Source organism: Dysgonomonas sp. HGC4 (genome assembly GCF_001261715.1).
Classification (GTDB): domain Bacteria; phylum Bacteroidota; class Bacteroidia; order Bacteroidales; family Dysgonomonadaceae; genus Dysgonomonas_A.
Window position 1 is genome coordinate 1 of record NZ_CVRU01000053.1, and the last position, 1,515, is coordinate 1,515.

At 31.6% G+C, this 1,515-nt stretch carries 1 protein-coding gene; it reads right to left on the reverse strand.

Annotated features, from left to right (window positions below; all coding sequences use genetic code 11):
• Nucleotides 1–159 precede the first annotated feature (159 nt).
• Nucleotides 160–1,359 carry a site-specific integrase gene (locus tag HGC4_RS04655; protein WP_050708964.1) on the reverse strand — a complete coding sequence of 400 codons (1,200 nt, stop codon included), beginning with the start codon at nucleotides 1,357–1,359 and terminating at the stop codon, nucleotides 160–162.
• Between the last annotated feature and the right edge of the window lie 156 nt (nucleotides 1,360–1,515).

A 1,515-nucleotide genomic window follows, 5' to 3' on the forward strand; every position in this document is an offset into this window, starting at 1 on the left:
TTCTATATTGATATTATATAATAGTTCTTCTACCCTCTGTAAATAATGCGAACTTGCCATATCTTCCTTTGAATGGAAAACTATTCTATTAATTTCTTTGGACTTCATATTTCTTTATGATTAAAGGGAAGAGGAATATAAATATCCTCTTCCTCAAAGTTATAACAAATTCTTCATAGCTTCATCTATCTGACTACTTTCAAAGCTATCTAAATAGATTTGAGTCACTTTCTCAGAGCTATGCCCCAATGATTCACTTATGATAGAAGTAGATACACCAGACCTCTTTAAAACAGTTGCATAGCTGTGTCTTGCTACATAGGTAGTTAAATCAATAGGTAGATTAAGTTCTTCGCCAATACCCTTCAAACTTTTATTGATTATAGCTAAGACTTTATTAACTCTATTGACTCTCTGTATATCAGTCTTATGAAATGTAGATAGTATAGGAAATAAGTAAGGGTTATCTTGCTGCTTGTATTTCAATACTATTTCAGATGCTTTATCCTGTATAGGTATCTTAATCAGCTTCTTTGTTTTTCTCCTAATATAAACCAATCTCTGATCTACAATATTACTTTCTGTAAGATAGGATATATCAACAAAATTAATACCACCAGAGAGGTAGGAGAAGTAAAACAGATCAATGGCTAGTTGAGTATATACCCTATCAGTCTTATAGCTGACTATTCTCTCAATATCAAGTTTAGCAAGTGACCTTTTTACTGTTTCTTGATGCAGTTTAGAGACTTTGTAAGTTTTAAATGGGTAATACTCTTCCTTAACCAGTTTTTCTTCAATAGCCTTATTAAAAAGCACTCTTAAGGTTCTAAACCTTACCCCTATTGAATTACTCACTAACCCTTTTGATCTTAGCCATGATTCATATTTTTTAAGCCAATTAACATCAATATCAGAGAAGAGAATGTCCAAATGAAAATTAAAATCAATTAGAGAGTCCTTTAATTCCTTGAAAGTTGAAGCATACTTCAATCTCCCCTCTTTCTTTAGTTGTTCAATATGTATATCAAACAATTGTTGAACAGTACATTTACTTGATACTCCATTAACCTTATCAATTAAATTGGTTATTGTGAACTCTTTATGAATAGTATTTAGTTCTAATATGTGTTCTGTATAAAGGTTAATCTTCTCATTAATAAGCCTCTGAATTAAGTCTTTATTAGGACAATTCTTTTTAGGTTTATTCTTATCAAAGTCCCAATGTTGAGGTAAGATTGATACACCAAGACTTAAATATTTTCTCTTACTTTCTTTGGAGATACAAATCATTAAAGGATGCTCACCATTTGATAATATTTTTGATTTGTAACACAATACATTAACTGTACAACTCATCTTAATTTGTGGTTTACATATGGTTTACAAAACCCATTGAAAGCCCACCAAACCACCTCAACCCACAACAAAAAAAGCACTTACAACTTTCGTTATAAGTGCTTCTGTAGTGACCGCGCCAGGATTCAAACCTGGAACCTTCTGATCCGTAGTCAG